The sequence below is a fragment of the Dyella marensis genome (genome assembly GCF_900112865.1).
Taxonomy (GTDB): domain Bacteria; phylum Pseudomonadota; class Gammaproteobacteria; order Xanthomonadales; family Rhodanobacteraceae; genus Dyella_D; species Dyella_D marensis_A.
In genome coordinates this window covers 124,274-147,217 of the sequence record NZ_FONH01000006.1, presented here as the reverse complement: position 1 = coordinate 147,217, position 22,944 = coordinate 124,274, and the positions used below count along the sequence as shown (strand labels likewise).

Annotated in this window: 25 protein-coding genes; 12 read left to right on the top strand and 13 right to left on the bottom strand. The window is 67.6% G+C overall.

What is annotated here, in order from left to right:
* Positions 1-86: 86 nt before the first annotated feature.
* The 3 genes from BM172_RS11535 to pdxH are packed head-to-tail and all read right to left on the bottom strand — an operon-like array spanning position 87 to position 1,966.
* The gene (locus BM172_RS11535) at positions 87-887 is read right to left on the bottom strand and encodes a cobalamin-binding protein (protein ID WP_026633555.1); all 801 of its coding nucleotides are present in this window, start codon (positions 885-887) and stop codon (positions 87-89) included.
* Between the two features lie 14 nt (positions 888-901).
* A complete protein-coding gene (locus tag BM172_RS11530) occupies positions 902-1,342 on the bottom strand; it encodes a secondary thiamine-phosphate synthase enzyme YjbQ (RefSeq protein WP_026633556.1) in 441 nt (146 codons plus the stop codon).
* A gap of 36 nt (positions 1,343-1,378) precedes the next feature.
* Positions 1,379-1,966, bottom strand: coding sequence for a pyridoxamine 5'-phosphate oxidase (gene pdxH / locus BM172_RS11525; RefSeq protein WP_026633557.1), 588 nt, complete (start codon positions 1,964-1,966; stop codon positions 1,379-1,381).
* A 39-nt stretch (positions 1,967-2,005) separates the two neighbouring features.
* Between pdxH and BM172_RS11520 the strand changes: the two genes are divergently transcribed.
* Positions 2,006-2,836, top strand: coding sequence for a kinase (locus tag BM172_RS11520; protein WP_026633558.1), 831 nt, complete (start codon positions 2,006-2,008; stop codon positions 2,834-2,836).
* A gap of 36 nt (positions 2,837-2,872) precedes the next feature.
* On the opposite strand, the gene BM172_RS11515 is transcribed toward BM172_RS11520, so the two are convergent.
* Positions 2,873-3,193, bottom strand: coding sequence for a YbjQ family protein (locus BM172_RS11515; protein WP_035322360.1), 321 nt, complete (start codon positions 3,191-3,193; stop codon positions 2,873-2,875).
* Between the two features lie 370 nt (positions 3,194-3,563).
* On the opposite strand from BM172_RS11515, the gene BM172_RS11510 reads away from it, so the two are divergent.
* Positions 3,564-4,286: a hypothetical protein gene (locus BM172_RS11510; RefSeq protein WP_051548326.1), complete on the top strand. Its 723-nt coding sequence runs from the start codon at positions 3,564-3,566 to the stop codon at positions 4,284-4,286.
* Positions 4,287-4,288: 2 nt separating this feature from the next.
* A complete protein-coding gene (locus tag BM172_RS11505; RefSeq protein WP_026633560.1) occupies positions 4,289-4,894 on the top strand; it encodes a papain-like cysteine protease family protein in 606 nt (201 codons plus the stop codon).
* 172 nt (positions 4,895-5,066) lie between these two features.
* On the opposite strand, the gene BM172_RS11500 is transcribed toward BM172_RS11505, so the two are convergent.
* The gene (locus BM172_RS11500) at positions 5,067-5,903 is read right to left on the bottom strand and encodes an NAD-dependent epimerase/dehydratase family protein (RefSeq protein WP_026633561.1); all 837 of its coding nucleotides are present in this window, start codon (positions 5,901-5,903) and stop codon (positions 5,067-5,069) included.
* A 26-nt stretch (positions 5,904-5,929) separates the two neighbouring features.
* Here BM172_RS11500 and BM172_RS11495 point away from each other — a divergent pair, with 26 nt between their 5' ends.
* The 6 genes from BM172_RS11495 to BM172_RS11470 all read left to right on the top strand — a co-directional run bounded on the left by BM172_RS11495 (position 5,930) and on the right by BM172_RS11470 (position 12,484).
* The gene (locus BM172_RS11495) at positions 5,930-6,469 is read left to right on the top strand and encodes a shikimate kinase (protein ID WP_026633562.1); all 540 of its coding nucleotides are present in this window, start codon (positions 5,930-5,932) and stop codon (positions 6,467-6,469) included.
* A 1-nt stretch (position 6,470) separates the two neighbouring features.
* Entirely contained in the window at positions 6,471-7,571 is a 1,101-nt protein-coding gene (gene aroB, locus BM172_RS11490) for a 3-dehydroquinate synthase (protein WP_026633563.1), read from the top strand.
* A 92-nt stretch (positions 7,572-7,663) separates the two neighbouring features.
* Positions 7,664-7,924: a WGR domain-containing protein gene (locus tag BM172_RS11485; protein WP_026633564.1), complete on the top strand. Its 261-nt coding sequence runs from the start codon at positions 7,664-7,666 to the stop codon at positions 7,922-7,924.
* 1 nt (position 7,925) lies between these two features.
* Positions 7,926-8,999, top strand: a complete 1,074-nt coding sequence (gene hemE, locus BM172_RS11480; RefSeq protein ID WP_026633565.1) for a uroporphyrinogen decarboxylase — start codon at positions 7,926-7,928, stop codon at positions 8,997-8,999.
* 121 nt (positions 9,000-9,120) lie between these two features.
* A complete protein-coding gene (locus BM172_RS11475; protein WP_026633566.1) occupies positions 9,121-9,531 on the top strand; it encodes a VOC family protein in 411 nt (136 codons plus the stop codon).
* A gap of 124 nt (positions 9,532-9,655) precedes the next feature.
* Positions 9,656-12,484 (top strand): valine--tRNA ligase, encoded by a 2,829-nt coding sequence (locus BM172_RS11470; protein ID WP_026633567.1) that lies wholly within the window; start codon positions 9,656-9,658, stop codon positions 12,482-12,484.
* A 127-nt stretch (positions 12,485-12,611) separates the two neighbouring features.
* Here BM172_RS11470 and rimI read toward each other — a convergent pair whose 3' ends face one another.
* Genes rimI through BM172_RS11455 form a run of 3 tightly spaced genes read right to left on the bottom strand, consistent with a single transcriptional unit; the run spans position 12,612 to position 14,342 of the window.
* The gene (gene rimI / locus BM172_RS11465; protein WP_026633568.1) at positions 12,612-13,082 is read right to left on the bottom strand and encodes a ribosomal protein S18-alanine N-acetyltransferase; all 471 of its coding nucleotides are present in this window, start codon (positions 13,080-13,082) and stop codon (positions 12,612-12,614) included.
* A gap of 4 nt (positions 13,083-13,086) precedes the next feature.
* Positions 13,087-13,572: a hypothetical protein gene (locus BM172_RS11460; RefSeq protein ID WP_026633569.1), complete on the bottom strand. Its 486-nt coding sequence runs from the start codon at positions 13,570-13,572 to the stop codon at positions 13,087-13,089.
* Positions 13,569-14,342, bottom strand: coding sequence for a CDP-alcohol phosphatidyltransferase family protein (locus tag BM172_RS11455; protein WP_026633570.1), 774 nt, complete (start codon positions 14,340-14,342; stop codon positions 13,569-13,571). The genes BM172_RS11460 and BM172_RS11455 overlap by 4 nt, the downstream gene beginning before the upstream one ends.
* Positions 14,343-14,458: 116 nt before the next feature.
* Here BM172_RS11455 and BM172_RS11450 point away from each other — a divergent pair, with 116 nt between their 5' ends.
* From BM172_RS11450 to BM172_RS11440, 3 genes are all read left to right on the top strand, one after another.
* Positions 14,459-14,911, top strand: a complete 453-nt coding sequence (locus BM172_RS11450; RefSeq protein ID WP_026633571.1) for a DUF4124 domain-containing protein — start codon at positions 14,459-14,461, stop codon at positions 14,909-14,911.
* Positions 14,912-15,184: 273 nt separating this feature from the next.
* Positions 15,185-16,882, top strand: coding sequence for a proline--tRNA ligase (locus BM172_RS11445; RefSeq protein WP_026633572.1), 1,698 nt, complete (start codon positions 15,185-15,187; stop codon positions 16,880-16,882).
* A gap of 316 nt (positions 16,883-17,198) precedes the next feature.
* Positions 17,199-17,528 (top strand): H-NS histone family protein, encoded by a 330-nt coding sequence (locus BM172_RS11440; RefSeq protein WP_026633573.1) that lies wholly within the window; start codon positions 17,199-17,201, stop codon positions 17,526-17,528.
* A gap of 728 nt (positions 17,529-18,256) precedes the next feature.
* Here the strand turns inward: BM172_RS11440 and BM172_RS11435 are convergent.
* The 5 genes from BM172_RS11435 to BM172_RS11415 form a co-directional block, all read right to left on the bottom strand.
* Positions 18,257-19,567: a threonine/serine exporter family protein gene (locus BM172_RS11435; protein WP_051548327.1), complete on the bottom strand. Its 1,311-nt coding sequence runs from the start codon at positions 19,565-19,567 to the stop codon at positions 18,257-18,259.
* A gap of 75 nt (positions 19,568-19,642) precedes the next feature.
* Positions 19,643-20,089 (bottom strand): NfeD family protein, encoded by a 447-nt coding sequence (locus BM172_RS11430; RefSeq protein ID WP_026633575.1) that lies wholly within the window; start codon positions 20,087-20,089, stop codon positions 19,643-19,645.
* A gap of 29 nt (positions 20,090-20,118) precedes the next feature.
* Complete coding sequence (locus BM172_RS11425) at positions 20,119-21,069, bottom strand: SPFH domain-containing protein (RefSeq protein ID WP_026633576.1); 951 nt, start codon at positions 21,067-21,069, stop codon at positions 20,119-20,121.
* An 84-nt stretch (positions 21,070-21,153) separates the two neighbouring features.
* Entirely contained in the window at positions 21,154-22,536 is a 1,383-nt protein-coding gene (locus BM172_RS11420; RefSeq protein WP_026633577.1) for a sensor histidine kinase, read from the bottom strand.
* Entirely contained in the window at positions 22,537-22,851 is a 315-nt protein-coding gene (locus BM172_RS11415; protein ID WP_143096502.1) for a hypothetical protein, read from the bottom strand.
* Positions 22,852-22,944 lie beyond the last annotated feature (93 nt).

The window sequence follows — 22,944 nt, the reverse complement described above, 5'->3', positions numbered from 1 at the left end:
TGAGCGCAGCGAACCCCAACGAACCTTTCATCCCGAACGCCACGTTGGGGTTCGCTGCGCTCACCCCAACCTACGCCGGTGCGCTGTCATCTGGCGGCCCACGCGGCGATATGCCGATGCAATTCGCTGAGTCCGTCGAACAGCGCCGCCGGACCGGGCTGCAGGATGATCGGTGACTTGATCTCGAGCACATCGCCCGTGCGCACCGCCGGGATCGCGTCCCAGCCGGGCCGCGCGGCGACGTGCTCGGGGCGGAAGCGCTTGCCGCACCACGAGCCGAAGATCACCTCCGGCGCGGCGTGTACCACGTCGGCGGGATCGGCCAGAATGCGGTGCTTCGCCAGCGACTCGCCGGACTGGCGCGGGAACACATCCTCGCCGCCGGCGATGCGCACCAGTTCGGCCACCCACTGGATGCCGGTGATCAGCGGCTCGTCCCATTCCTCGAAATAGACCCGCGGATGCTTCGGCAGCGCTGCGGCGGCCGCGCGGATCTGTGCGATATGGCGCTCGGCGGTCTGCGCATAGGCCTCGGCCTTGGCGCCCGCGCCGACCATCGCGCCGAGCCGGCGGATGTAGGCGAGGATGCCGTCCACGCTGCGATGGTTGCTGATCCATACCTCGACGCCGGCCCTGATCAGATCGCGTGCGATGTCGGCCTGCATGTCGGAGAAGCCGATCACCAGGTCCGGCTGCAGCTTGAGGATCTCGCCGATCTTCGCGCTGGTGAACGCCGACACCTTCGGCTTCTCTTTTCGTGCCCGTGCCGGCCGCACGGTAAAGCCGGAGATACCGACGATGCGGTGTTCCTCGCCGAGCGCGTAGAGGACTTCGGTGGGTTCTTCGGTGAGGCAGACGATGCGTTGCGGAAAAGCGTCGGTGGACATGGCTTCGAATGAGGTCAGTGGCCCAGCACGGTGACGGTCACCTTGCGCTGGTGCGGATCGAGCCGGTGCTCCCACAGGTACACGCCCTGCCACGTCCCCAGCAGCAGCTTGCCGCCGTGCACCGGCAGGGTGAGGCTGACGCCGGTGAGGATGGAGCGCACGTGCGCGGGCATGTCGTCGGGGCCTTCGGCATCGTGCTGGAAGATCGCATCGCCATCGGGCACCGCGCGGCCGAACCAGCGCTCGAGATCGTCGCGCACGGCGGGATCGGCGTTCTCGCTGATCAGCAGCGAGCAGCTGGTATGCGTGGTGAAGACATGGGCGATGCCGGTGTGCACACCGCTCGCCATGACGGCCTCGGTCACCTTGTCGGTGATCTCGCTGAAGCCGCGGCCGCGCGTATGCACGGTGAAGCCTTGTTGGGCGACGTGTCCGGCGGGCGCGGCTCGGGTCATGGCGGCAGTCCTCTACGGATGGAGCATGCGGTGCGGCTACGGATAAAGCATGCGGTGCGTCCAGGTCTGGCCGTGGCGGCTCCAGCGGACGCGTTCGTGCAGGCGGAACTGCGCGCCGTACCAGAATTCGATCATGTCCGGTTCGACCACATAGCCGCCCCAGTGTGGCGGGCGCGTGACGTCGCGGCCGTCGAACTCCTGCTCGTAGCGCGCCACGCGCTGCTCGAAGGTGTCGCGGTCGGGCAGTGTCTGCGACTGCAGCGAGGCCCAGGCGCCGATCTGGCTCATGCGCGGGCGGCTGGCGAAGTAGGCGTCCGACTCCTCGTCCATCAGCTTGCGCGCGGCGCCCTCGATGCGCACCTGCACGCCGTCGCGCAGCTGCTTCCAGTGGAAGCACAGCGCCACCTGCGGGTGGATCTCCAGCTCCGAACCCTTGTCGCTCTGGTAATTGGTGAAGAAACGGAAGCCGCGTTCGTCGGCGCCCTTGAGCAGCACGATCCGCGCGCTGACCCGCCCGCCGGCGTCGGCGGTGGACAGGGTCATGGCGGTGGGCTCGGGGTCGCCGCTCGCCCGCGCACCCTCCAGCAGCTGTTGGAAGGTCTCGAGGATTTCGGGTTTCAGCATGGGTCTTGAATCGTGGCCGGCGCGCGTCATCATGCGCGGATGGTTAACGATGCTAGCACGCAGAATTCGACCCTGGCGGGACTCCTGCTGGATCAGTACGCCGGCCGTATCGCCCGCTCGCGGCGGCCGTACCTGCTGGGCATCTCCGGCCTGCAGGGCAGCGGCAAGAGCACCCTGGCGCGGGAAGTGAAGACCCAGGCCGAAGCGCGCGGCCTGCCCACCGAAGTGCTGGCCCTCGACGATTTCTACTACAGCCGCAGCGAGCGCGAGTCCCTCGCCCACCAGGTGCATCCGCTGCTGCGCACCCGCGGCGTGCCGGGCACGCACGAGATCGAACTGCTGATGTCGGTGCTGGCGGCCCTGCCGCATGCCTCGGACAAGCTGCCGGTCACCTACCCGCGCTTCGACAAGGGCCGCGACACGCGCATGCCGCCGTCGCGCTGGCCGAAGATCACGCGGCCGCCCAAGCTGATCATCCTGGAAGGCTGGGCGCTGGGCATCAAGCCGCAGCTGCAGTCGGCGCTGGACGAACCGGTCAACGCACTGGAACGCCGCGAAGATCCGGAAGGCGCGTGGCGCCACTGGGTCAACAAGCAGTTGCGCGGCTACCAGCCGCTGTGGCGCAAGCTCGACGCACTGGTGGTGCTGCAGGCGCCCAACTGGGAAGTGGTGCGCCAATGGCGCAGCGAACAGGAAGAAGAACTGCTGGCGCGGCATGCGCCGCTGGCGATGGACGCCGCCGCGATGGAGCACTTCCTCGCCCACTTCGAACGGCTGAGCCGCCACGCCCTGGCCACGCTGCCGGCGCTGGCCGACACCTGCGTCGAATACGACACGCAGCGCCACGTCACCGGCCTCAGCCACTTTTGAGCAAGCCAGGGCGCGGTCCGCGCCCCGGCCCATCGATCAGCCCTGCGGTTCGACCAGCACGGCCGTGCCGTAGGCCAGCACCTCGGTAACGCCCTCGGCCACATCGTTGGCGTCGTAGCGCATCGCCACCACCGCATTGGCGCCATGCTGGCCGGCGTGCTGCAGCATCAGCTCGAACGCTTCCTCGCGCGCCTTCTCGCACAGCTCGGTATAGATCGAGATATTGCCGCCGACCAGGGTCTGCAGCGCCGCGCCGAGGTTGCCGATGACGCTGCGCGAACGCACGGTGATGCCGCGCACGATGCCCATCGGGCGGACGATGCGGTAGCCCGGCAGTTCGTTGCCGGTGGTGACCATGTTGGGGGAGATGCGGGACACGGGGGCTCCTCGGCAGTGAAGTACGCGGGGGATGATCCCATACCCGGCGGGCAGCGAAATGTGCCGGCCACGAAGACGTTGCGGCCCTTGATATCGACCGCCGGCAAGACCACCGGGCCGTACGCCAATAGCGATTAATCCGCCCGAGGCATCGGAATAATCCCGTTCTTGAGTACGACGCAAGAGCCCCGCCAATAGCCAGGGATATATTCACCGGACCATGACGCTTCGATGGAGCGCCTTTCGCGTTCGCGCAAAGGCCAGCCCTTCGACCGCGCATTTCGGCCATCCGAATCACCCGCAGGCGCCACCGATGCGACCTGTGCAAAAAAAACAATGGGATCTCCTGATGAAACATCTCCTCCCCATCACCCTGTTCGTGTCCGTCGCCGCCGCGTGTGCGCCACTGGCATACGCGGCATCCTCCGGCAACCAGCCTGCCTCGAGCACGTCCAGCCCCCCTGCGGCGGCGCGAGCGGCGGCTGAAGTCGGCCTCTACACCTGGGCAAACAATTTCATCAAGGACAATGTTCAGCCGGACGACGACTTCGTGCTGGATGTACAGACGCTGCAAGAACTGGAGTCGGTCCGCATCGGCCGCGGCTTCGCCATGAAACTTGTCGACCCCGATCAGCTCATGGCCGGCGGACGCCTCAGCGAAGCGATACACGCCAACGGCGAATGGCGTTTCGTGGTCATGGCCGGCGAAAGCCCCGTGGGCCTGGTGAACGTGCGTCGGGTGGCGGGGAAGTACAAGATGGTCGGCCTGGGCGGAAAAGGCCTGGCCAAGGATGTCGAGGCAGCGCTGGCGGCCTACCCTGGACGAGATGCGAGCCTGGTCCGCAGCTATCAGGCGCGCACCGATTACATGGAGATCCCTGCGAACAGCGCCACCCAGGCGCGCTATGCCCCGCTCAAGGCGGCCCGCGTCAGTCATGCGTCCGGCCCTGATGCGCGGGGTTTCGCCATGCGCAATCGCTCATTGGAAACATCGAGCTTGATCGGGGAAGACGCGCTGGCCACGGAACTGCGCGATGCCATTTCCCACGATGCCCGTACGGAGGAGCGCTGACCATGAACAAGGCAACGATCTTCGTCGAACTTGCCGCACTCGCCCTGCTTTCGACGTCGGCGCTCGCGGTGACCACCACCAGCCCACAAAATAACAAGGAACAAGTGCACAGCATGTGGTGCTGGAACGCCAGCGTCCGAAACCTCATCTATACGGAGAGCAATGGCAAGCGCGACCTGTGGCAATGCGACATCGGGAACTTTGTATTTGGGGTCAACTACGCCTGCCGATTCAACAACACCTTCTCATGGAAAGATCGAGCCAATGGCGGAAACTGGCTGAAGAAGGACGGCACCAGGGATATTTATTCCATATTGAATAAATATGGATTCAATCGGCTCCGCCATTACCCCGCAGCTCTTTCGTTTTTCCATATGCAGCAATCGATAAACCATAATCACGGCGTGCTTACGGCGTGGCTTTGGAAGAAGGGCGGCGGGCATATCGTCGTCGCCTACGGCTATAACGCGCTGGCGGACGGATCGAAGTGGGTCAAGATATCCGACCCATGGCCAGGCGAGGGGGAGTACTGGCGTACCTATGAGGAATACGTCGGAGGAAAGGATGCGGACCATACGACAGCGGGTACGTTGCGAGTGATCGACTAGCCGCTCTTTAAAGCATTCGCCTTCGACCTTTCAATTTCCTCCACCAAAAGGGTGCCCCGTCCAGGGCACCCTTTCTATTGGGCCGGCGCACCAAGACGATGGCCGGCTTCCAGGACATCAGGAATCGCTTGGGGCAATGCCTTCCGCGTAACCCGGCAAGCATCCCGGCAACTTACGGTGCACGCGTTAGCGCGCGATAACCTTCCCGCGCGTCCGGCCACAAGAAATCGAACCCGCTCGCGCGCAGGCGCGCATTGCTCAAGCGCTTGCTGCCGATCCCCGGCGGCGGCGTCCCTTCTCCCGGACTCGGGGCGTCGATCAATCCCGCGAGGTGTTCATACAGCACGTGGATCGGCAATGGCGTGTCATCGACACCCACATAAAGACGATTCGGCGCCGGCAATCCGAGCAGGTGCACGATCGCCGCCGCGGCATCGTCGGCGTGGATGCGGTTGGACCAGTGCGGAGGATCGCGCGGCACCTTCGCTTCGCCGGCGCGCAGGCGGTCGAGCAGTTGCAGGCGGCCCGGGCCGTAGATGCCGGCCAGGCGCAGGCTGGTCGACGGTACCGCTTGCGCCGCGAGCCACCGCTCCGCCTCCAGCAGCACGCGCCCGTTGAAGCCGGGCGGAGCGGGCGGCGTCTCCTCGTCCACCCATCCGTCGCCATGCTCGCCATAGACCGCGCTGGAAGAAACGAACAGCACACGCTGCAGCGGCGCAGCGGCGAGCGCATCGAGCAGATGCTGCAGGCCGTCGACGAAGATCGCGCGATACGCCGCTTCGTCCCGCGCGCCGGGCGTCGGCGCATACACCACGCGGGTGATGCCTGCGGGCAGTTCGCGCAAGCTCTCCGGACGGATCAGGTCGCCGCGCAGCCAGCGCAGGCCGTCTCCTGCGTCACGGACCGGTGAGCGCCGCAGCGCCCACACCTCGTCGCCGCGCGCCAGCAGGCGTTGTGCCACGCGCATCCCAAGATCGCCGCATCCGGCCAGCAAGACCCGTTCGGTCATGCGGAGCCTGCTGTTAAAGTCGGCATATGAATCCCTCGTGCAACCTGTTCATCGTCGGTCCGACCGGCGCCGGCAAGACGTCGATCGGCCGGCGGCTGGCCGCGCATTATGAGCTGGAGTTCCTGGATCTGGACCAGGAGATCGAGCGCCATTGCGGCGCCACGGTGAGCACGGTGTTCGAACTGGAAGGCGAGGCCGGCTTCCGCCGCCGCGAAAGCACCCTGCTCGACGCCTGCACCGCCCGCAGCGGCGTGCTGCTGGCCACCGGCGCCGGCGCGGTGCTCGACCCGGACAACCGCCGTCTGCTGGCCGGACGCGGCTATGTGCTGTGGCTGCAGGCCACGCTGGAACAGCAACTCGAGCGGCTGGCGCGCGACCGCAGCCGCCCGCTGCTGGCCGGCGAGGACCGCAGCGCGAAACTCCAGGCCATGGCGGGCATCCGCACGCCGCTCTATGCCGATGTCGCCGACCTGGTCATCCCGGGCGAGCACGAGCTCGTCCAGGCCGCCAGCGAACGCAGCATCGCCCTGATCGACCAGCACTGGCAGCGCCAGCAGGCCGCATGACATGACCGACACGCCCACTCTCCGCAGCATCGACGTCGCCCTCGGCCAGCGCAGCTATCCCGTATGGATCGGCCCCGGCCTGCTCGACGACCGCGCCCGCTGGCGCGCCATGCTGCGCGGCCGCCATGCGCTGGTGATCAGCAACACCACGGTGGCGCCACTGTACCTGGAGCGCGTCGCCGCGGGCCTGGAAGGCCTGCAATGGTCGGCCTTCCTGCTCGACGACGGCGAGGCGCACAAGACCTTCGACAACGTCGGCCGCGCGCTGGACGCACTCGCGCAGCTGGGCGCCACCCGCGACGCCTGCGTGGTCGCGCTGGGCGGCGGCGTGGTGGGCGACCTGGCCGGCTTCAGCGCGGCGTGCTGGATGCGCGGCATCGACTTCATCCAGATGCCGACCACCCTGCTGGCGATGGTCGATTCCTCCGTCGGCGGCAAGACCGGCGTGAACCTGCCGGCCGGCAAGAACCTGGTCGGCGCCTTCCACCAGCCGCGCGCGGTGATTGCCGACATCGACACCTTGGCCACGCTGCCGCAGCGCGAATACCGCGCCGGCCTGGCCGAGGTGGTCAAGGGCGCGGCGATCGGCGACCTGCCGTTCTTCGCATGGCTGGAGCAACATGCCGACGCGCTGGCCGCGCGCGACACCGCGCCGCTGATCGAAGCGATCGCGCGCAAGGTGCAGTACAAGGCCGGCGTGGTCGCCCGCGACGAGACCGAACAGGGCGAACGCGCCCTGCTCAACCTGGGTCACACCTTCGGCCATGCGCTGGAAACCGCCGGCAAGTACACCACCCTGCTGCACGGCGAAGGCGTCGCGGTCGGCATGCTGCTGGCGGCGCGGCTGTCGGAGCGGCTGGGCATGAGCGCCGCCGCCGACACCGCACGCCTGCAGCGCCTGCTGGAACGGCTGGGCCTGCCGGTGGCGATTCCCCCCGGCATGGACCCGCAGGCCCTGCTGGCGCTGATGCGCCTGGACAAGAAGAACACCGCCGGCACGCTGCGCCTGATCCTGTGGCGCGGCATCGGGCGCGCGGAGATCGTCGGCGGGGTGGACGAGCGCGAGGTGCTGGCGACGCTGCACGAAGCGACCGCGGCCTGAGCGCGACAACGGCGCACTCGCCGCGGGCCGGCGCCGCCCCCTAGAATGCGGGCCTCGCGGCCTGCCGCCACCCATCCACCATGCAGCCATCCATGCGCCTCTACCTGCAAACCGCGCCCAGCTCCGGCGAAGCGCCACGCTACGTCCAGATCGTGCTGGAGCAGGATCTGCTCGGCGGCTGGACGCTCTACCGCGAAAGCGGGGTGCAGGGCGGCAAGGCCACGCTCAAGCGCGAGCAGTTCCTGGAGCGCGACGATGCCATGGCTGCGTTCGAGAAGGCGCGCGACGCGCAGCTCAAGCGCGGCTTCCGCCTGATGTTCAGCCAGGGCATGGATGGCCCGTACGGACGTTGACATGACCGAAGTTCTGCAGAACGACCGCTTCCTGCGCGCCCTGCGCCGGGAGCCCACCGACACCACGCCGATCTGGGTGATGCGCCAGGCCGGCCGCTACCTGCCGGAATACCGCGCCACGCGTGCCCGCGCGGGCAGCTTCATGGCACTGGCGCAGTCGCCGGAGCTGGCCTGCGAAGTGACGCTGCAGCCGCTGCAGCGCTTCGACCTGGATGCGGCGATCCTGTTCTCCGACATCCTCACCATTCCCGATGCGATGGGCCTGGGGCTGAGCTTCGCGCAGGGCGAGGGTCCGCAGTTCGCGCATCCGGTGCGCACCCGCGCCGACGTCGACAAGCTCGGCGTGCCCGACATGGAAGGCGAGCTGCGCTACGTGATGGATGCGGTACGCACGATCCGCCGCGAGCTGCACGGCCGCGTGCCGCTGATCGGCTTCTCCGGCAGCCCGTGGACGCTGGCCTGCTACATGGTCGAAGGCGAAGGCTCGCGCGATTTCGCCACGCTCAAGGCGATGTGCTGGAACGAGCCGAAGCTCGCGCACCAGCTGCTCGACACGCTGGCCCGCTCGGTGGCCGCTTATCTTTCCGCGCAGGCCGCGGCCGGCGCACAGGCGCTGATGGTGTTCGATACCTGGGGCGGCATGCTGGGACCGGCGGCATACCGCGAATTCTCGCTGCGCTACATGGCCCAGGTCGTCGATGCCTTGAAGGCCGACGCGCACGCCCGCGAACTGCCGGTGATCCTGTTCTCCAAGGGCGCCAACCGCCATCTCTCCGCCATGGCCGATACCGGCTGCGCGGCGCTCGGCGTGGACTGGACCATCGACCTGGCCGACGCCCGCGCCGCCGTCGGCGGCCGCGTGGCGCTGCAGGGCAATCTCGATCCGGCCGTGCTGCGCTCCAATCCCGAGACCATCCGCCGCGAGGCGCGTGCCGTGCTGGACAGCTACGGGAACCATCCCGGGCATGTGTTCAACCTCGGCCATGGCATCACGCCGGAAGTGGATCCGGAGCATGTGAAGGTGCTGGTGGACGAAGTGCACGCCTACGGCCGGGCGCTGCGCGACGCGGCCTGAAACGCCTGACTGGCCAACGTAGGTTGGGGTGAGCGCAGCGAACCCCAACATGGCGCCACCGTGAAAGGTCCGTTGGGGTTCGCTGCGCTCACCCCAACCTACGCCAGGGCCGGAGTCTGCCATGCACACCAACCGCTCGATCCCAACCTGCACCGTCATCCCCGAACTGCCCTACCCGGACGTCCGCGAAGCCGCCGCCTGGCTCGTCCGCGCCTTCGGCTTCCGCGAGCGCCTGCGCATCGGCGGGCATCGCATCCAGATGCATGCCGGGGACGGCGCCATCGTGGTCACCGAAGGCGGCGGCAAGGATGCCGCGGCCGGACATGCGGTGATGATGCGGGTGACCGGCATCGACGCCCATTACGCCCGTGCCCGCGAGGCTGGCGCCGTGGTGATCCGGCCGCCGGCGACCTATCCCTACGGCGAACGGCAATACACGGTGGCCGACCTGGGCGGCCACGCCTGGACCTTCTCGGAGTCCGTGGCGGACGTGGATCCCACCGACTGGGGCGGCGAGCTGGTCGAGCCGTAAGCCCTCCTGGACGGGCCGTGCCGCCTGTTTTTTGGCAGCTCCGAGCCCCCACCCTTACAATCCAGGGTCTTTACGCCCCGTTTCCACCCACGCGCCCACCCCGGCGTGCCATGACGAGCCCCCGATGGACAAGAGTTTCGAGCCCCGCCAGATCGAGTCGAAGTGGTATGCGCGCTGGGAAGCCAGCGGCGACTTCCAGCCGTCGGGGCGCGGCGAGCCCTACTGCATCCTGCTGCCGCCGCCGAACGTGACCGGTACCCTGCACATGGGCCATGCGTTCCAGCAGACCGTGATGGACATGCTGATCCGCTACCAGCGCATGCGCGGCATGAACACACTGTGGCAGGTCGGCACCGACCACGCCGGCATCGCCACGCAGAAGATCGTGGAGAACCAGCTCGCCGTCGACGGCAAGACCCGCCACGACCTGGGCCGGGAGGCCTTCGTCGAGCGCGTGTGGCAGTGGAAGGAGGAATCCGGCTCCACCATCACCAACCAGATGCGCCGCCTGGGCGTCGCCGCGGACTGGTCGCGCGAGCGCTTCACCATGGACGAGGGGCTGTCGTCCGCGGTGCGCAAGGTGTTCGTGGAGTGGTATCGCGCGGGGCTGATCTATCGCGGCAACCGGCTGGTGAACTGGGATCCGGCACTGGGTACCGCGGTGTCGGATCTGGAAGTGAACAATGTCGAGCGCGACGGCCACCTGTGGTCGATCCGCTACTACACCGTCGATAACAGCGACAGCGTCGTGGTCGCCACCACGCGTCCGGAAACCATGCTGGGCGACGTCGCCGTCGCCGTGCATCCGGAAGACGAGCGCTATGCGCACCTGGTGGGCAAGCTGCTGCGCCTGCCGCTGTCGAACCGCGAGATCCCGGTGATTGCCGACGACTACGTCGATCGCGAGTTCGGCACCGGCTTCGTCAAGATCACTCCGGCGCACGACTTCAACGACTACGCGATCGGCCAGCGCCACGGCCTTGCGCCGATCAACATCTTCACCCTGGAGGCGAAGGTCAACGAGAACGCGCCGGAAAAATACCGCGGCCTCGATCGCTTCGAGGCGCGCAAGCGCGTGCTCGCCGACCTGGAAGCCGAAGGCCTGCTGGTCGAGACCAAGCCGCACAAGCTGCAGGTGCCGGTAAGCCAGCGCTCGGACGCGGTGATCGAGCCGATGCTCACCGACCAGTGGTTCGTCGACCTCACCAGCGACGCGCAGCAGGACGGCCGCCCCGGCGGCCGCAAGGCGATCACCGAACCGGCGCTGGAAGCCGTGCGTTCGGGCGAGATCAAGTTCGTGCCGGAGAACTGGTCGACCACCTATACGCAGTGGCTGGAGAACATCCAGGACTGGTGCATCAGCCGCCAGCTGTGGTGGGGCCATCGCATTCCGGCCTGGTACGACGAGGCCGGCAATATCTTCGTGGGCGAGGACGAGGCCGATGCGCGCGCGCATGCCACGGTGGCGCCGGTCGGCGCGCTGCGCCAGGACGAAGACGTGCTGGACACCTGGTTCAGCTCGGCGCTGTGGCCGTTCTCCACGCTCGGCTGGCCGGGCGACGGCCCGGTGAAGAATGAGCGCGGGCAGATCGTCGCCGACTGGCAGGCGGACAAGATCTTCCTGCCCAGCGCGGTGCTGGTCACCGGCTTCGACATCATCTTCTTCTGGGTCGCGCGCATGGTGATGGCGACCAAGTACTTCACCGGCCAGGTGCCGTTCCGCGAGGTGTACATCAACGCCATCGTGCGCGACGCCGAAGGCCAGAAGATGTCCAAGTCCAAGGGCAATACGCTGGACCCGCTGGACCTGATCGACGGCATCGAGCTGGAGCCGCTGGTCGAGAAATCGACCAGATCGCTGCTGATCCCGCAGGTGCGCGAGAAAGTGGAAAAGCGCATCCGCAAGGATTACCCGGCCGGCATTCCCGCGATCGGCACCGATGCGCTGCGCTTCACCTTCGCCGCGCTGGCCAGCTACAGCCGCACGATCAATTTCGATATCAAGCGCGCCGAGGGCTACAAGGCGTTCTGCAACAAGCTGTGGAACGCCGCGCGCTTCGTGCTGATGAACGTGGAGAGCGGCGAGATCGCCGCCGCCGGCGCACCGCCGGCGACGGAAGCCGAGCGCTGGATCCTCACGCGCCTGCAGCGGACGCTGCTGGATGTCGAGCAGCACTTCGCCACCTACCGCTTCGACCTGCTCGCGCAGGAGCTGTACGAGTTCGTGTGGAATGAGTACTGCGACTGGTTCCTGGAGCTGTCCAAGCCGGCGCTCAACGGCGACGACGCGGCCGCTGCCGCGTCCACGCGCCGCACGCTGCTGGTGGTGCTGGAGACGGTGCTGCGTGCGCTGCATCCGATCGTGCCGTTCCTCACCGAGGAAATCTGGCAGTCGGTGGCGCCCATGCTCGGGCTGACCGAGGAAGCGATCCTGCGCCGGCCGTGGCCGCAGGCGGCGGAGATCGCCGCCGACGATGCCGCCACTGCCGAGATCGAATGGTTCAAGAACGTGCTGAGCGGCATCCGCCGCATCCGCTCGGAAATGAACATCGCACCGGGCAAGACCATCCCGCTGCTGCTGGCCGACGGCGACACGGCCGATCGCGCGCGCGCCGCCAAATTCGCCGCGCAGATCGCCTTCCTCGCGCGTGTGGAGGCGCCGCAGTGGATCGATGCCGGCGCGGACGAGCCGGCGGCCGCGGCCGCGGTGGTCGGCTCGATGCGCGTGCTGATCCCGCTGGCGGGGTTGATCGACCTGGGTGCGGAGAAGACGCGCCTGGGCAAGGAGATCGGCCGCATCGAAGGCGAGATCAAGAAGTGCGAGGGCAAGCTGGGCAATGCCAACTTCGTGGCGAATGCGCCGGCAGAAGTGGTGGCGCAGGAGCGGCAGCGGATTGCGGACTGGGGGACGCAGCTGGGTGCGTTGAGGGAGCAGTTGCAGAAGCTGGGCTGAGCCAAACGCCCGGCCGCCAACCGCCCGGCGTAGGTTGGGGTGAGCGCAAGCGAACCCCAACATGCCTCACCCGTTGCCGTGGCGTTGGGGTTCGCTTGCGCTCACCCCAACCTACGGCGCAGCTGCGCTACGGCGCGACCAGGTCCAGCGCCATCACGATCGCGTCTTCCCTGCCCTGCTTCGCCGGGTAGTAATTCGGACGCCTGCCGATCTCCTCGAAGCCGATCGACCGGTACAAGGTCTGCGCCACCGGATTCGACGGGCGCACTTCCAGGAACACCCGTTCGGCGCCGTTCCAGCGCGCCACGTCCAGCAGCCGACGCAGCAGGTGCCGCCCCAGGCCCAGCCCGCGATGGTTCTGGCCGATGCACAGATTGAGCACGTGCGCCTCGCCCGCGGCGACGGACAGCACGCCATAGCCGGCCATCTCGCCTTCCACCCACAGCACCCAGCTCGGGTGCCCGGCCTTCAGGCAATCGCCGAAGATGCCTTCGCTCCAGGGAAAGTCATAAGCGGCGCGTTCCAGCGCGGCGACGCCGGGCAGGTCCTCGCGGCGCATGGCGCGGACTTCGGCATGGGGCCGTGCGACCGCGACCATGAGCTCAGCCCGCGGTCTCGGCCAGCGCGCGGCGCAGACTGCGCAGCGCGTTCCACAGGCGCCGCTTGCCGGCGCCGGAGCTGTGCACCGCGCCGGGCTCGTCCGCCAGCACGATATGCGCCTGCTGCAGCATGGCGGCCGGCAGCTCGCGGCCCAGCGCATGCGCCTGGGCTTCGCCGAACACCAGGTAGGCCCTGGCCAACGGCGCGGCGGCGAGCTTGCCGTCGCGCACTTCAATGCGCGCGGCGCGCGCCAGTGCGGGGCCGAAGGCGATCAGCGCGCGGCCGAGCAGGTCCAGCGTGCGCGGCTCGCAGCCGGCGGGAAGCAGCACCACGCAATGCCCGTTGGCCACTTCAGCGGTGGCGGCCGTTTCGGCCATCGGCGCAGCCTGCAGCGACGGCTGCGCACGCTGCACCCATGGCGTGACGCCGAGCGCGCGCAGCACGCGGGCGCGATGCGAGGGAACCGACGGCCGCGCCATCGCGCTCATGCCGCTCCGCGGCGGCGGCGGGTGGCGCGGCCCCACAGCGTGAGGGCCGGCCCGGACAGCAGGTACAGGGTGAACACCACGAACAGCACGCGCGGCGGATCGACCACGAAGGGGATCAGGATCAGCACGCCAACGATGATCCACAGGAACGGCACACGGTCGCGCTCGCCCATCGGCAGCGACTTGAAGCTGTAGTAGCGGAAGCGGCTGACCATCAGCAGGCCCACGACCACCGCCAGGAACGGGGTGAAGAAGCACAGCTCGTCGCCGCCGATGCCGAACTTGTCCATGCTCCACACGAAGGACATGCACACCGCGGCGGCGGCCGGACTGGCCAGGCCCTGGAAATAGCGCTTGTCGGCCACGCCCACCTGGGTGTTGAAGCGCGCCAGGCGCAGCGCCGCGCAGGCGGCGTAGATAAACGCGGCGGCCCAGCCCAGCTTGCCCCACAGCGGGCCATAGGCTTTGAGCATGGACAGCGACCAGGTGTACATCACCAGCGACGGCGCCAGGCCGAAGCTGACCAGGTCGGACAGCGAGTCGTACTGCACGCCGAACTCGCTCTGCGTGCCGGTCAGGCGCGCCACGCGCCCGTCCATGCCGTCCAGCACGGCGGCCACGAACACGGCGATGGCCGCGTCGCTGTAGCTGCCGCCGATGCTCGCCACGATGGCGTAGAAGCCGGCGAACATGGCTCCCGTGGTGAACAGATTGGGCAGCAGGTAGATGCCCCGGTGGCGCGGCGGGCGGACGGGCGTGCTCTCGCTCATGGATCAATCCGTGACGGAATGCGCGCAGTGTAAACCATCGCTTGAGTCCTATCCGTGCGGGTGCTAACAAGGGCGCCGAACCTTTTTCCGCCTCTTTAGCTTCCCCGGAGAAGACCATGCGTCGCCCGCTGATCGCCGCCGCCCTGCTGCTCGCCCCCCTGGCCTTCGCCTTGCCGGCCGCGGCCCAGCAGGTCTACAAATGGACCGACGCCAGCGGCTCCGTGCACTACTCCGACACCCCGCCGCCCAAGGGCAGCACCTCCAAGAAGATCACCCTCACCGGCGGCACCCAGGCAAGCGCCGAGGCGCCCCAGCCGGCCAGGTCCGGCAGCGCGCGCGAGCAGACCACCGGCTCCGCCGAGGCGCCGGCCCAGGCACCGGTGGCCGATACGCCGGAAAACCGCAAGAAGCTCTGCGGCACGCTCAAGGGCAACCTGGACATCCTGCGCGACAAGAAGCCGGTGGTGGTGCAGGAAGGCAACCAGGCCAAGGTGCTCGACGACGCGCAGCGCAAGCAGCAGCAGAGCACCGCCGAGGCGCAGTACAAGCAGTATTGCCCGAACGAGTAAGCCGCCCGGCCACCATAACGTGAAGCCCCTCTCCCGTCGGCGACCCGAAGGTAGTCCCTGCGGGAGAGAGGGGTTGGGGTGAGGGTCCGGGCGGAGCGCGCAAGTGACGCGCACCGCTCCGCCCGCATCCTCATCCGGCTGCCGCCACCTTCTCCCGAAGGGAGAAGGACTCGCCTCGGAGGGTCGAGGAAACCACACGCTACCGACCGACGGATCGGCGCTAATCGGGAATCGCTATACTCGGCTTCTTTACCCCGCCGGAACGCCCCCCGCATGCGCCTCAGCCAATACCACCTGGCCACCGTCAAGGAAGTGCCCGCCGACGCCGAGATCGCCAGCCATCAGCTGATGCTGCGCACCGGCATGATCCGCAAGCTCGCCGCCGGCCTGTACACCTGGGCGCCGCTGGGCCTGCGCGTGATGCGCAAGGTGGAACAGGTGGTGCGCGAGGAAATGGACCGCGCCGGCGCGATCGAAATGCTGATGCCGACCATCCAGCCGCGCGAGCTGTGGGAAGAGACCACCCGCTGGCAGAAATTCGGCGGCCAGCTGCTGAAGATCAAGGACCGCAAGGAGCAGGAGTTCTGCTACGCGCCCACCGCGGAGGAAGTCGTCACCGATTTCGCACGCAACGAGCTGAAGAGCTACAAGCAGCTGCCGGTCAACTTCTATCAGATCCAGACCAAGTTCCGCGACGAGATCCGCCCGCGCTTCGGCGTGATGCGCGCGCGCGAGTTCGTGATGAAGGACGCCTACTCCTTCCATCTCGGCCAGGACTCGCTGGGCCAGACCTACCAGGCGATGTACGACGCCTACACGCGCATCTTCAGCCGCCTGGGCCTGAAGTTCCGCGCGGTGCAGGCCGACACCGGCGCGATCGGCGGCAATGCCAGCCACGAGTTCCAGGTGCTGGCCGATGCCGGCGAGGACGCGCTGGTGTTTTCCGACGGTTCCGATTACGCCGCCAATATCGAGAAGGCCGAGGCACTGGCGCCGACCACCTCGCGTCCCGCGCCGGCCGCCGAGCTCGAGCGCGTCGACACGCCCACGCAGAAGACCATCGAAGACGTCGCCGCCTTCCTCAAGGTCGAGCCCAGCCAGTGCGTCAAGACCATCCTGGTCCAGGGCAGCAAGGGCCTGGTCGCGCTGTGCGTGCGCGGCGACCACGAGGTCAACGAAGTGAAGGCCGGCAAGCTGGCCGAGATGCCCGGCGAATCGGCGCTCGCCACCGAGGCGGAGATCCTCGCCGTCACCGGCACCCGCCCCGGCTTCATCGGCCCGGTCGGCCTGCCCGCCGAGATCCCCGTGATCGTCGACCGCAGCGCCGCCGTGCTGGCGGACTTCATCTGCGGCGGCAACCAGGACGGCACCCACTACAGCGGCGCCAACTGGGAGCGCGACGCCCGCGTCACCCGCGTCGAGGACATCCGCAAGGTGGTCGAGGGCGACCCTTCGCCGGACGGCAAGGGCAGCCTGCGCATGGGCCGCGGCATCGAGGTGGGCCACGTGTTCCAGCTCGGCGGCAAGTACGCCGAGGCGCTGAAGGCCACCGTGCTGGACGAGAGCGGCAAGGCCCAGGTGATGCTGATGGGCTGCTACGGCATCGGCGTCAGCCGCATCGTCGCCGCCGCCATCGAGCAGTGCCACGACGAGGCCGGCATCCTCTGGCCGGAGGCGATGGCGCCCTGGCGCGTGGCCGTGTGCATGATCAATCCCAAGGGCCTGCCCGAGGTGACCCAGGCCGCCGAGACGCTCTACGCCCAGTTGCAGGAGCGCGGCATCGAGGTGGTGCTGGACGATCGCGGCCTGCGCCCCGGCGCGATGTTCGCCGACATGGAACTGATCGGCATCCCGCACCGCGTGGTGGTCAGCGAACGCGGCGTCGCCGCCGGCACGCTGGAATACCGGGCGCGCAACGCCGCGGAAAGCCGCAATATCGACAGCGCGGAGCTGTTCGCCCTGCTCGGCTGAAAGCCCACGCTGTCCATCCGATGAAGAACGGCCGCCCTGCGCGGCCGTTTTTTTGCGAAACAGTTCGCAGGATTCGGGCCAGATTCGGGATGGGGTAAGCCATTCCCTACCGTATTGCCGGTTAATTACCCCCTTTCTTAATAGGAATCCGCTGAATAATGGCCACGAAAGCTTTCGCTGGCGTATTACCGGGAATTAACCGGCGGATTTTGCAATTCGCGATCGAATCATCCAGAATCCCCGGCGCAATACGCCTAAGCTGCGTTGCACCTAAAACAACATAATGCCTTTAATGGCTCGTCACCCGGGAGTAGTCATGGCTGTCGATATCAAGAATCTCAACCATAACCAGCTCAACGACCTGATCGCGAAGGCGCAGTCGCGCCAGACCGAACTGCGCAAGGATAAAGTCGTCAAGCTGCGTGAAAAGATCCATGCCCTGATCAAGGCCGAAGGCTTCGCCTTCGACGACGTATTCGGCCAGGGCCGCGCGGTCAAGGGCCCGCGCAAGAGCGGCGGTATCGTCCCGCCGAAATACCGCAACCCCGCCGACCCGGAACAGACCTGGTCCGGCCGCGGCAAGCGCCCGCGCTGGTTCAACGACGCGCTGAAGGCCGGCAAGAAGGAAAAGGATCTGGCGATCTGAATCCTTCGGCTCAGTCGAATGGAAAACGCCGGCCTTGTGCCGGCGTTTCTTTTTCTCGGCGCGGTGATTGGCAGTGCGTCGTTTATGCAACACCAAACATCACGACCGCATTAAGACCCGCTCACTCCATTCCATTAATAGCGACTCGACGCTAATGAATAGCCCGCGGCAAAGCCGCGGCGTTCCGCTTGTGCGCTTTGCTCTGGCTCTGGCTTCTGATGTTGCTCTTGATCTCCCCCCTTGGCGCGGCGGTGAGGGCTGGACGATCAGGCCCCGAAGGGGGCGAGGACAGGAGTCCTCGCTTTTTGACGGGACATGGATGTCCCGTCAAAAAGCCCGGCCAGCCCTCACGTACCCGCAGCAGCTTCAGCTGCGGAGGGCGCCGTGCAGGGTGCCCTTCTCTTTGGTTACTTTCTCTTGGGCAAGCAAGAGAAAGTAACTCGGGCGCGGCAGCGGCACGAAACCCTCGCCATAGGCGAGACAAGCTCCGCGCAACGCGACCATCGAGCGTGGTCGTTACTGGATGACTCGCTTCGCTCGCCCCTTCGGGGCCGCCCTTCGGGCGTTCTTCGCGCTACGCGCTCGTCCGGCCTGCGCCGGGATGACGAGTGAAGAGCGCCGGTTGCACCACTAAAGCAGAAACGGTTGGGCGAGCCCCGGCCCCTCACCCCGACCCTCTCCCCGAAGGGAGAGGGAGCAAAGCAGCGAAGCGCCGCGAAGAGACGGCGCTACAGCGAGCGCCTCGGCGCCACCAGCAGATCGCCGAACAGCAACCCCGCCACCAGCGAAATCAACAACGTCACCAGCAATACGCCAGTATCGAAACCCAGCACCGTATCGCGCTCCAGCAGATACGACACACTGCGGAAACTCACACTGCCCGGCACCAGCAAAATAATCCCCGGCTCGCGCACCACCGCGCCCGGCCGATGCGCAAACCGAGCATACGCATTCGACAGCGCACCGAGCAGGAAACCGCCCAGGAACACCCCGAACGGCGCCGCCGGCAGATGACCCGCAACCAGGCCGCCCCAGCGCGTGGACACATAACCCACCACCACAGCGCCCATCACCACCGGCCAGTCGCGCCGCGCCGCGCGGAACGCCATGGCGAACGCGATCGCGGCCACCAGCAGCGCGGGCAGCTCGGTCCAGGCCGGCAGCGGCGGCAAGGAGAAATCACGCGGGTAGATGCCAACCGCCGCGCAGAGCTGTGCTCCGGCCACGGTGCCGAAGGTGAGCTTGAGCAAGGTGGCCAGCGCGCCGCCCATTCTCGCCATGCCCGCGACCAGATGCTGGCTGGAAATCTCGCGCACGGCGGTGGTCAACGCCATGCCGGGCATCAGCATGATCAGGCCGGCCAGGATCACCGACTTGATCGCCAGCGGCACCACCAGCGCGCTGACCAGGATCGCGAAGATGGTGCCGACCAGCGCGCAGATCGCCTCGCTCGCCACCGCCAGGCGCGGACGCGTGGCGGACAGCACGCTGATCGTGCCGATCATCAGGCCGATCACCGCGGTGGTCAGCAGGTCGGCCCAGGAGCTGTGCAGCAGCAGCGCCACGATGCTGGCCGCGGCCAGTCCGTAACTGGCGATCACGCCGGCCTGGGCGCGGCGCGTATCCGGCCGGCCGAGTTCGCGCAGCAGGCGAAAGCCTTCGCGCAGCTCGATCTGCCCGGCGATCACCTGGTCGGCGATCAGGTCGGCCTGGCACAGGCGCGCGAGATGGACGTCGCCCGGCGGCAGGCGCATCACCTGGGTGACCTGGGCCACGCCGTCGTCGCCCTGCGCCTGGTCGGAAAAGGAAATGATGATCGCGGTCGGGCTGGACCACACTTCGGCGGCCAGCCCCAGGCGCGTGGCCGAACCGGCGATCGCCGTCTCCAGGCGCGGCGCCGAGGTACCGTACTGATGCAGCCGCCGCGCCAGCTCGACCAGGAAGGCGATGCGCGTATTCAACGCCGCGGTGGCGAACTGGTTCGGCGCCGGCTGCGTCGGCGAGGCGAAACCGGTCGGGGAAGAAGGCGGGAAGCTCATCCGCGCATTCTTACCCGGAAGCGGCAGGCTTGAATACGTTTGGCCGTCCGAATGCGTGCGCGGACCGGCGCTGCGTCACGCCGCCGGCTTCACCAGCAGCGTATTGCCCTCCACCGCCACCACCTCGACCGTCGTGCCCGCCGGCAGGTCCGGCCCGTTCACCAGCCACAGGCCATCGCCCACGCGGGCCTTGCCGCGGCCGTTGACGATGGCCTCGGCCAGCACGTACTGCCGGCCGATGTTCTGCTCGCCGCGGCGGTTGAGCCGCGACTCGCTCTGCTCGGTGCGCCGCATGCGCGGACGCAGCGCATACCAGTAGATCGCGCAGGAGAGGAAGGCGAACACCACGAAGGCGATCGCCTGCGCCAGCATCGACAGCGGCGCCACCAGCGCCAGCAGGCCGGTGGCCGCCGCGCCGATGCCGATCCACAGCAGGAAATAACCCGGCAGCAGCACCTCGGCGCCGATCAGCACCAGGGCGACGATCCACCACAGATAATGCGTTGCGACATCAGGAAACATGGCTGACCCCTTTCAGAAGATCCGCAGCATCAGACCGGCGGCGGCGTGCGGCGCGGCATGTTTTTCTCCTGCTGCTGGCCGAGCGACTCCCTGGCCAGTTCCGCAATGCCGGCCAGCGAACCGATGATGCCCGTGGCTTCCACCGGCAGCAGCAGCATCTTCTGGTTGGGCGAATGCGCCATTTCCTTCAGCGCCTCGACGTACTTGTTGGCGACGAAGTAGTTCAGCGCATTGACGTCGCCGCTGGCGATCGCGTCGGAGACCAGCTTGGTCGCCTGCGCCTCGGCCTCGGCCAGGCGGATGCGCGCCTCGGCCTCGCGGAACGCCGCTTCCTTCTTGCCGTCTGCGGCGAGGATCATCGACTGCTTCTCGCCGTCCGCCTTGAGGATGGCCGACTGGCGCAGGCCTTCGGCTTCCAGGATCTGCGCGCGCTTCTCGCGCTCGGCCTTCATCTGGCGCGCCATCGAATCGACCAGATCGCGCGGCGGCGCGATGTCCTTGATCTCGATGCGGTTGACCTTGACGCCCCACGGATGCGTGGCCTCGTCGACCACGCGCAGCAGCTGCGCATTGATCGCATCGCGCTGGCTCAGCGATTCGTCCAGGTCCATCGAACCGAGCACGGTGCGGATATTGGTCATCACCAGCGCCAGCGCGGCCTGTTCCAGATTGGACACTTCATAGGCCGCCTTGGCTGCGTCCAGCACCTGATAGAACACCACGCCGTCCACGCGCACCACCGCGTTGTCCTTGGTGATCACGTCCTGCGAAGGCACGTCCAGCACCTGTTCCATCATGTTCACCTTGCGGCCGACGCCGTACATGACGGGTATCAGGAAATGCAGGCCCGGCGTGAGCGTATGCGTGTACTTGCCGAACTGCTCCACCGTCCATTCGTAGCCCTGCGGCACGATGCGCACCAGCTTGGCGATCATGATGATCGCAACCACCACGACCACCAGCGCTAAAAGCGATCCCATGGTCCAACCTCCTGTCCGTGACGATGGCGCGGAGTATAGGGGAGGACTGCGCAGGGGACGGTTACGTTATGACGTCACCCGGTATCAGGAGAGCTTGAGCGGCAGCAGCAGGCTGACGCGCAGGCCGCCCTGTTCGCGGTTGGCCAGCGTGATGCGGCCGCCGTGCGCCTCGACGATCTCGCGTGCCAGGGCCAGGCCCAGGCCCGTGCCGGAGCGCTTGGTCGAATAGAACGGCAGCAGCGCCTGCGCCAGCACGGTCTCGCTCATGCCGGGGCCGCGATCGGCCACTTCGATGCGCACGTCGCGGCCGATGATCGCCAGCGACAGTGTCACGCCGTCTTCCGCGCTGCCGGATTCGTGCGCGTTCTTCACCAGGTTGATCAGCACCTGCTCGATCTGCGCCGCGTCGAACCAGCCCGGCTGCTCCGGCAGGCTGCCCTGCAGGCCGAACTGGCAGTGCAGGGCCAGGCTGTCCAGGAACGGGCGCCACTGGATCGGCACCGGCTGCGGCGCCGGCAGCTTGGCGAAGTTGGCATAGCCGGCGATGAAGCCATGCAGGTGCCGCGCGCGCTCGCCGATGGTGGCGAACACGCCGGGCAAGCGCTCGGTCTGGCCGCGGCGCGCCAGCTCCGCGCCGGAATGGGCCAGCGAGGAGATCGGCGCCAGCGAGTTGTTCAATTCGTGGCTGATCACGCGGATCACGCGCTTCCAGGTCGCCACTTCCTGCCGCGACAGTTCGCGCGTCATGCGGCGGAACAGCTGCAGGCGATGCGGCCGTCCCTGCAGGCGGAAGCTGCGCTGCGAGAGATGGAAGGTCTCCTCGCTGCCGTCCATTTCCACCGTCAGCAAGGCGTCCTCGCCGCCTTCCACCGCACGGCGCAGCGCATCGGGCGCATCCGCCAGCAGTTCGAGGAAATCCAAGCCGTGCAGGGTGCGCCCTTCGTTGAACAGATGGCGCGCGGCGATATTGGCGTAGGTGACGCGGCCGCTGGCGTCGGTGAGCACCAGCGCCACCGGCGTGTTCTGCACCACCGTGTCCAGCAGCAGCTCGCGCTGCGCCAGGTTCTGGCGCTGCTCGCGCAAGGTCTGGCCCAGCGCGTTGTGCATGCGGATCAGCTCGCCCAGTTCGTCATTGCGCCGGGCCGCGATCGAAAAGCTGAAGTCGCCATCGCGATAACTGGCTACCGCGCCCTCCAGCGCGCGCAGCAGGCGGCTGAGCGGATGCATTACCTGCCCGGCCAGCCAGATCGACAGCGGAATCGCCACGCCCGCGCTCACCGCCAGCCCGCCCCACACGCCCAGCCGCGACGGCGCCTGCACGGTCACGCCGAGGTCGTGCTTCATCCATTGCAGCAGCTGCGGCAAGGGCCACAGCGTGATGCCGATATAGATCAGCGCGCCCAGCATGTAGGCCACGCACAGCAGCAGCGCCAGGCGCGCCTGCAGGCTGTTGAGGCGTCGCAGCACTCAGGAACCCTGGCCGGGACGCGTCTGCGCCTGCCGGCAGGCGGCGTTGGCAGGGTCGCAGTTCGCCTGCGGACGGCCACTGCCGCGCTGCGTCGTCCCGCCGACACGGAAGCGCGGCTCGGCGGTCTTGTCGTCGCCCTTGAAGCGGAACGCGCTGTGGCCGTCGCGCGAGGTCGTGGCAGGACTGCTGCCGTAGCTGGCACTGGATGCAGCCGCGGGGCGCTCCCAGCTGTCGCTGGCCTGCTGGGCGGATTGCGCATGGGCCGTTGCCGTCGCGAAGGCGGCCGTGATTCCCAACATCATCCATCGACGCATGATCGTTTCCCCGGGGAGCCTGGATCGCGGCATCTTGATATGCGGCAGGCACGGCGGGCAACCATCTTTAGGCATGGCCTCGCCGCGTAGGTT

Excerpts from the sequence above, each read along its gene's own strand:
- BM172_RS11535 (WP_026633555.1), bottom strand. The coding sequence starts at position 887 with ATGTCCACCGACGCTTTTCCGCAACGCATCGTCTGCCTCACCGAAGAA.
- BM172_RS11530 (WP_026633556.1), bottom strand. The coding sequence starts at position 1,342 with ATGACCCGAGCCGCGCCCGCCGGACACGTCGCCCAACAAGGCTTCACC.
- pdxH (WP_026633557.1), bottom strand. The coding sequence starts at position 1,966 with ATGCTGAAACCCGAAATCCTCGAGACCTTCCAACAGCTGCTGGAGGGT.
- BM172_RS11520 (WP_026633558.1), top strand. The coding sequence starts at position 2,006 with ATGGTTAACGATGCTAGCACGCAGAATTCGACCCTGGCGGGACTCCTG.
- BM172_RS11515 (WP_035322360.1), bottom strand. The coding sequence starts at position 3,193 with ATGGTCACCACCGGCAACGAACTGCCGGGCTACCGCATCGTCCGCCCG.
- BM172_RS11510 (WP_051548326.1), top strand. The coding sequence starts at position 3,564 with ATGAAACATCTCCTCCCCATCACCCTGTTCGTGTCCGTCGCCGCCGCG.
- BM172_RS11505 (WP_026633560.1), top strand. The coding sequence starts at position 4,289 with ATGAACAAGGCAACGATCTTCGTCGAACTTGCCGCACTCGCCCTGCTT.
- BM172_RS11500 (WP_026633561.1), bottom strand. The coding sequence starts at position 5,903 with ATGACCGAACGGGTCTTGCTGGCCGGATGCGGCGATCTTGGGATGCGC.
- BM172_RS11495 (WP_026633562.1), top strand. The coding sequence starts at position 5,930 with ATGAATCCCTCGTGCAACCTGTTCATCGTCGGTCCGACCGGCGCCGGC.
- aroB (WP_026633563.1), top strand. The coding sequence starts at position 6,471 with ATGACCGACACGCCCACTCTCCGCAGCATCGACGTCGCCCTCGGCCAG.
- BM172_RS11485 (WP_026633564.1), top strand. The coding sequence starts at position 7,664 with ATGCGCCTCTACCTGCAAACCGCGCCCAGCTCCGGCGAAGCGCCACGC.
- hemE (WP_026633565.1), top strand. The coding sequence starts at position 7,926 with ATGACCGAAGTTCTGCAGAACGACCGCTTCCTGCGCGCCCTGCGCCGG.
- BM172_RS11475 (WP_026633566.1), top strand. The coding sequence starts at position 9,121 with ATGCACACCAACCGCTCGATCCCAACCTGCACCGTCATCCCCGAACTG.
- BM172_RS11470 (WP_026633567.1), top strand. The coding sequence starts at position 9,656 with ATGGACAAGAGTTTCGAGCCCCGCCAGATCGAGTCGAAGTGGTATGCG.
- rimI (WP_026633568.1), bottom strand. The coding sequence starts at position 13,082 with ATGGTCGCGGTCGCACGGCCCCATGCCGAAGTCCGCGCCATGCGCCGC.
- BM172_RS11460 (WP_026633569.1), bottom strand. The coding sequence starts at position 13,572 with ATGAGCGCGATGGCGCGGCCGTCGGTTCCCTCGCATCGCGCCCGCGTG.
- BM172_RS11455 (WP_026633570.1), bottom strand. The coding sequence starts at position 14,342 with ATGAGCGAGAGCACGCCCGTCCGCCCGCCGCGCCACCGGGGCATCTAC.
- BM172_RS11450 (WP_026633571.1), top strand. The coding sequence starts at position 14,459 with ATGCGTCGCCCGCTGATCGCCGCCGCCCTGCTGCTCGCCCCCCTGGCC.
- BM172_RS11445 (WP_026633572.1), top strand. The coding sequence starts at position 15,185 with ATGCGCCTCAGCCAATACCACCTGGCCACCGTCAAGGAAGTGCCCGCC.
- BM172_RS11440 (WP_026633573.1), top strand. The coding sequence starts at position 17,199 with ATGGCTGTCGATATCAAGAATCTCAACCATAACCAGCTCAACGACCTG.
- BM172_RS11435 (WP_051548327.1), bottom strand. The coding sequence starts at position 19,567 with ATGAGCTTCCCGCCTTCTTCCCCGACCGGTTTCGCCTCGCCGACGCAG.
- BM172_RS11430 (WP_026633575.1), bottom strand. The coding sequence starts at position 20,089 with ATGTTTCCTGATGTCGCAACGCATTATCTGTGGTGGATCGTCGCCCTG.
- BM172_RS11425 (WP_026633576.1), bottom strand. The coding sequence starts at position 21,069 with ATGGGATCGCTTTTAGCGCTGGTGGTCGTGGTGGTTGCGATCATCATG.
- BM172_RS11415 (WP_143096502.1), bottom strand. The coding sequence starts at position 22,851 with ATGCGTCGATGGATGATGTTGGGAATCACGGCCGCCTTCGCGACGGCA.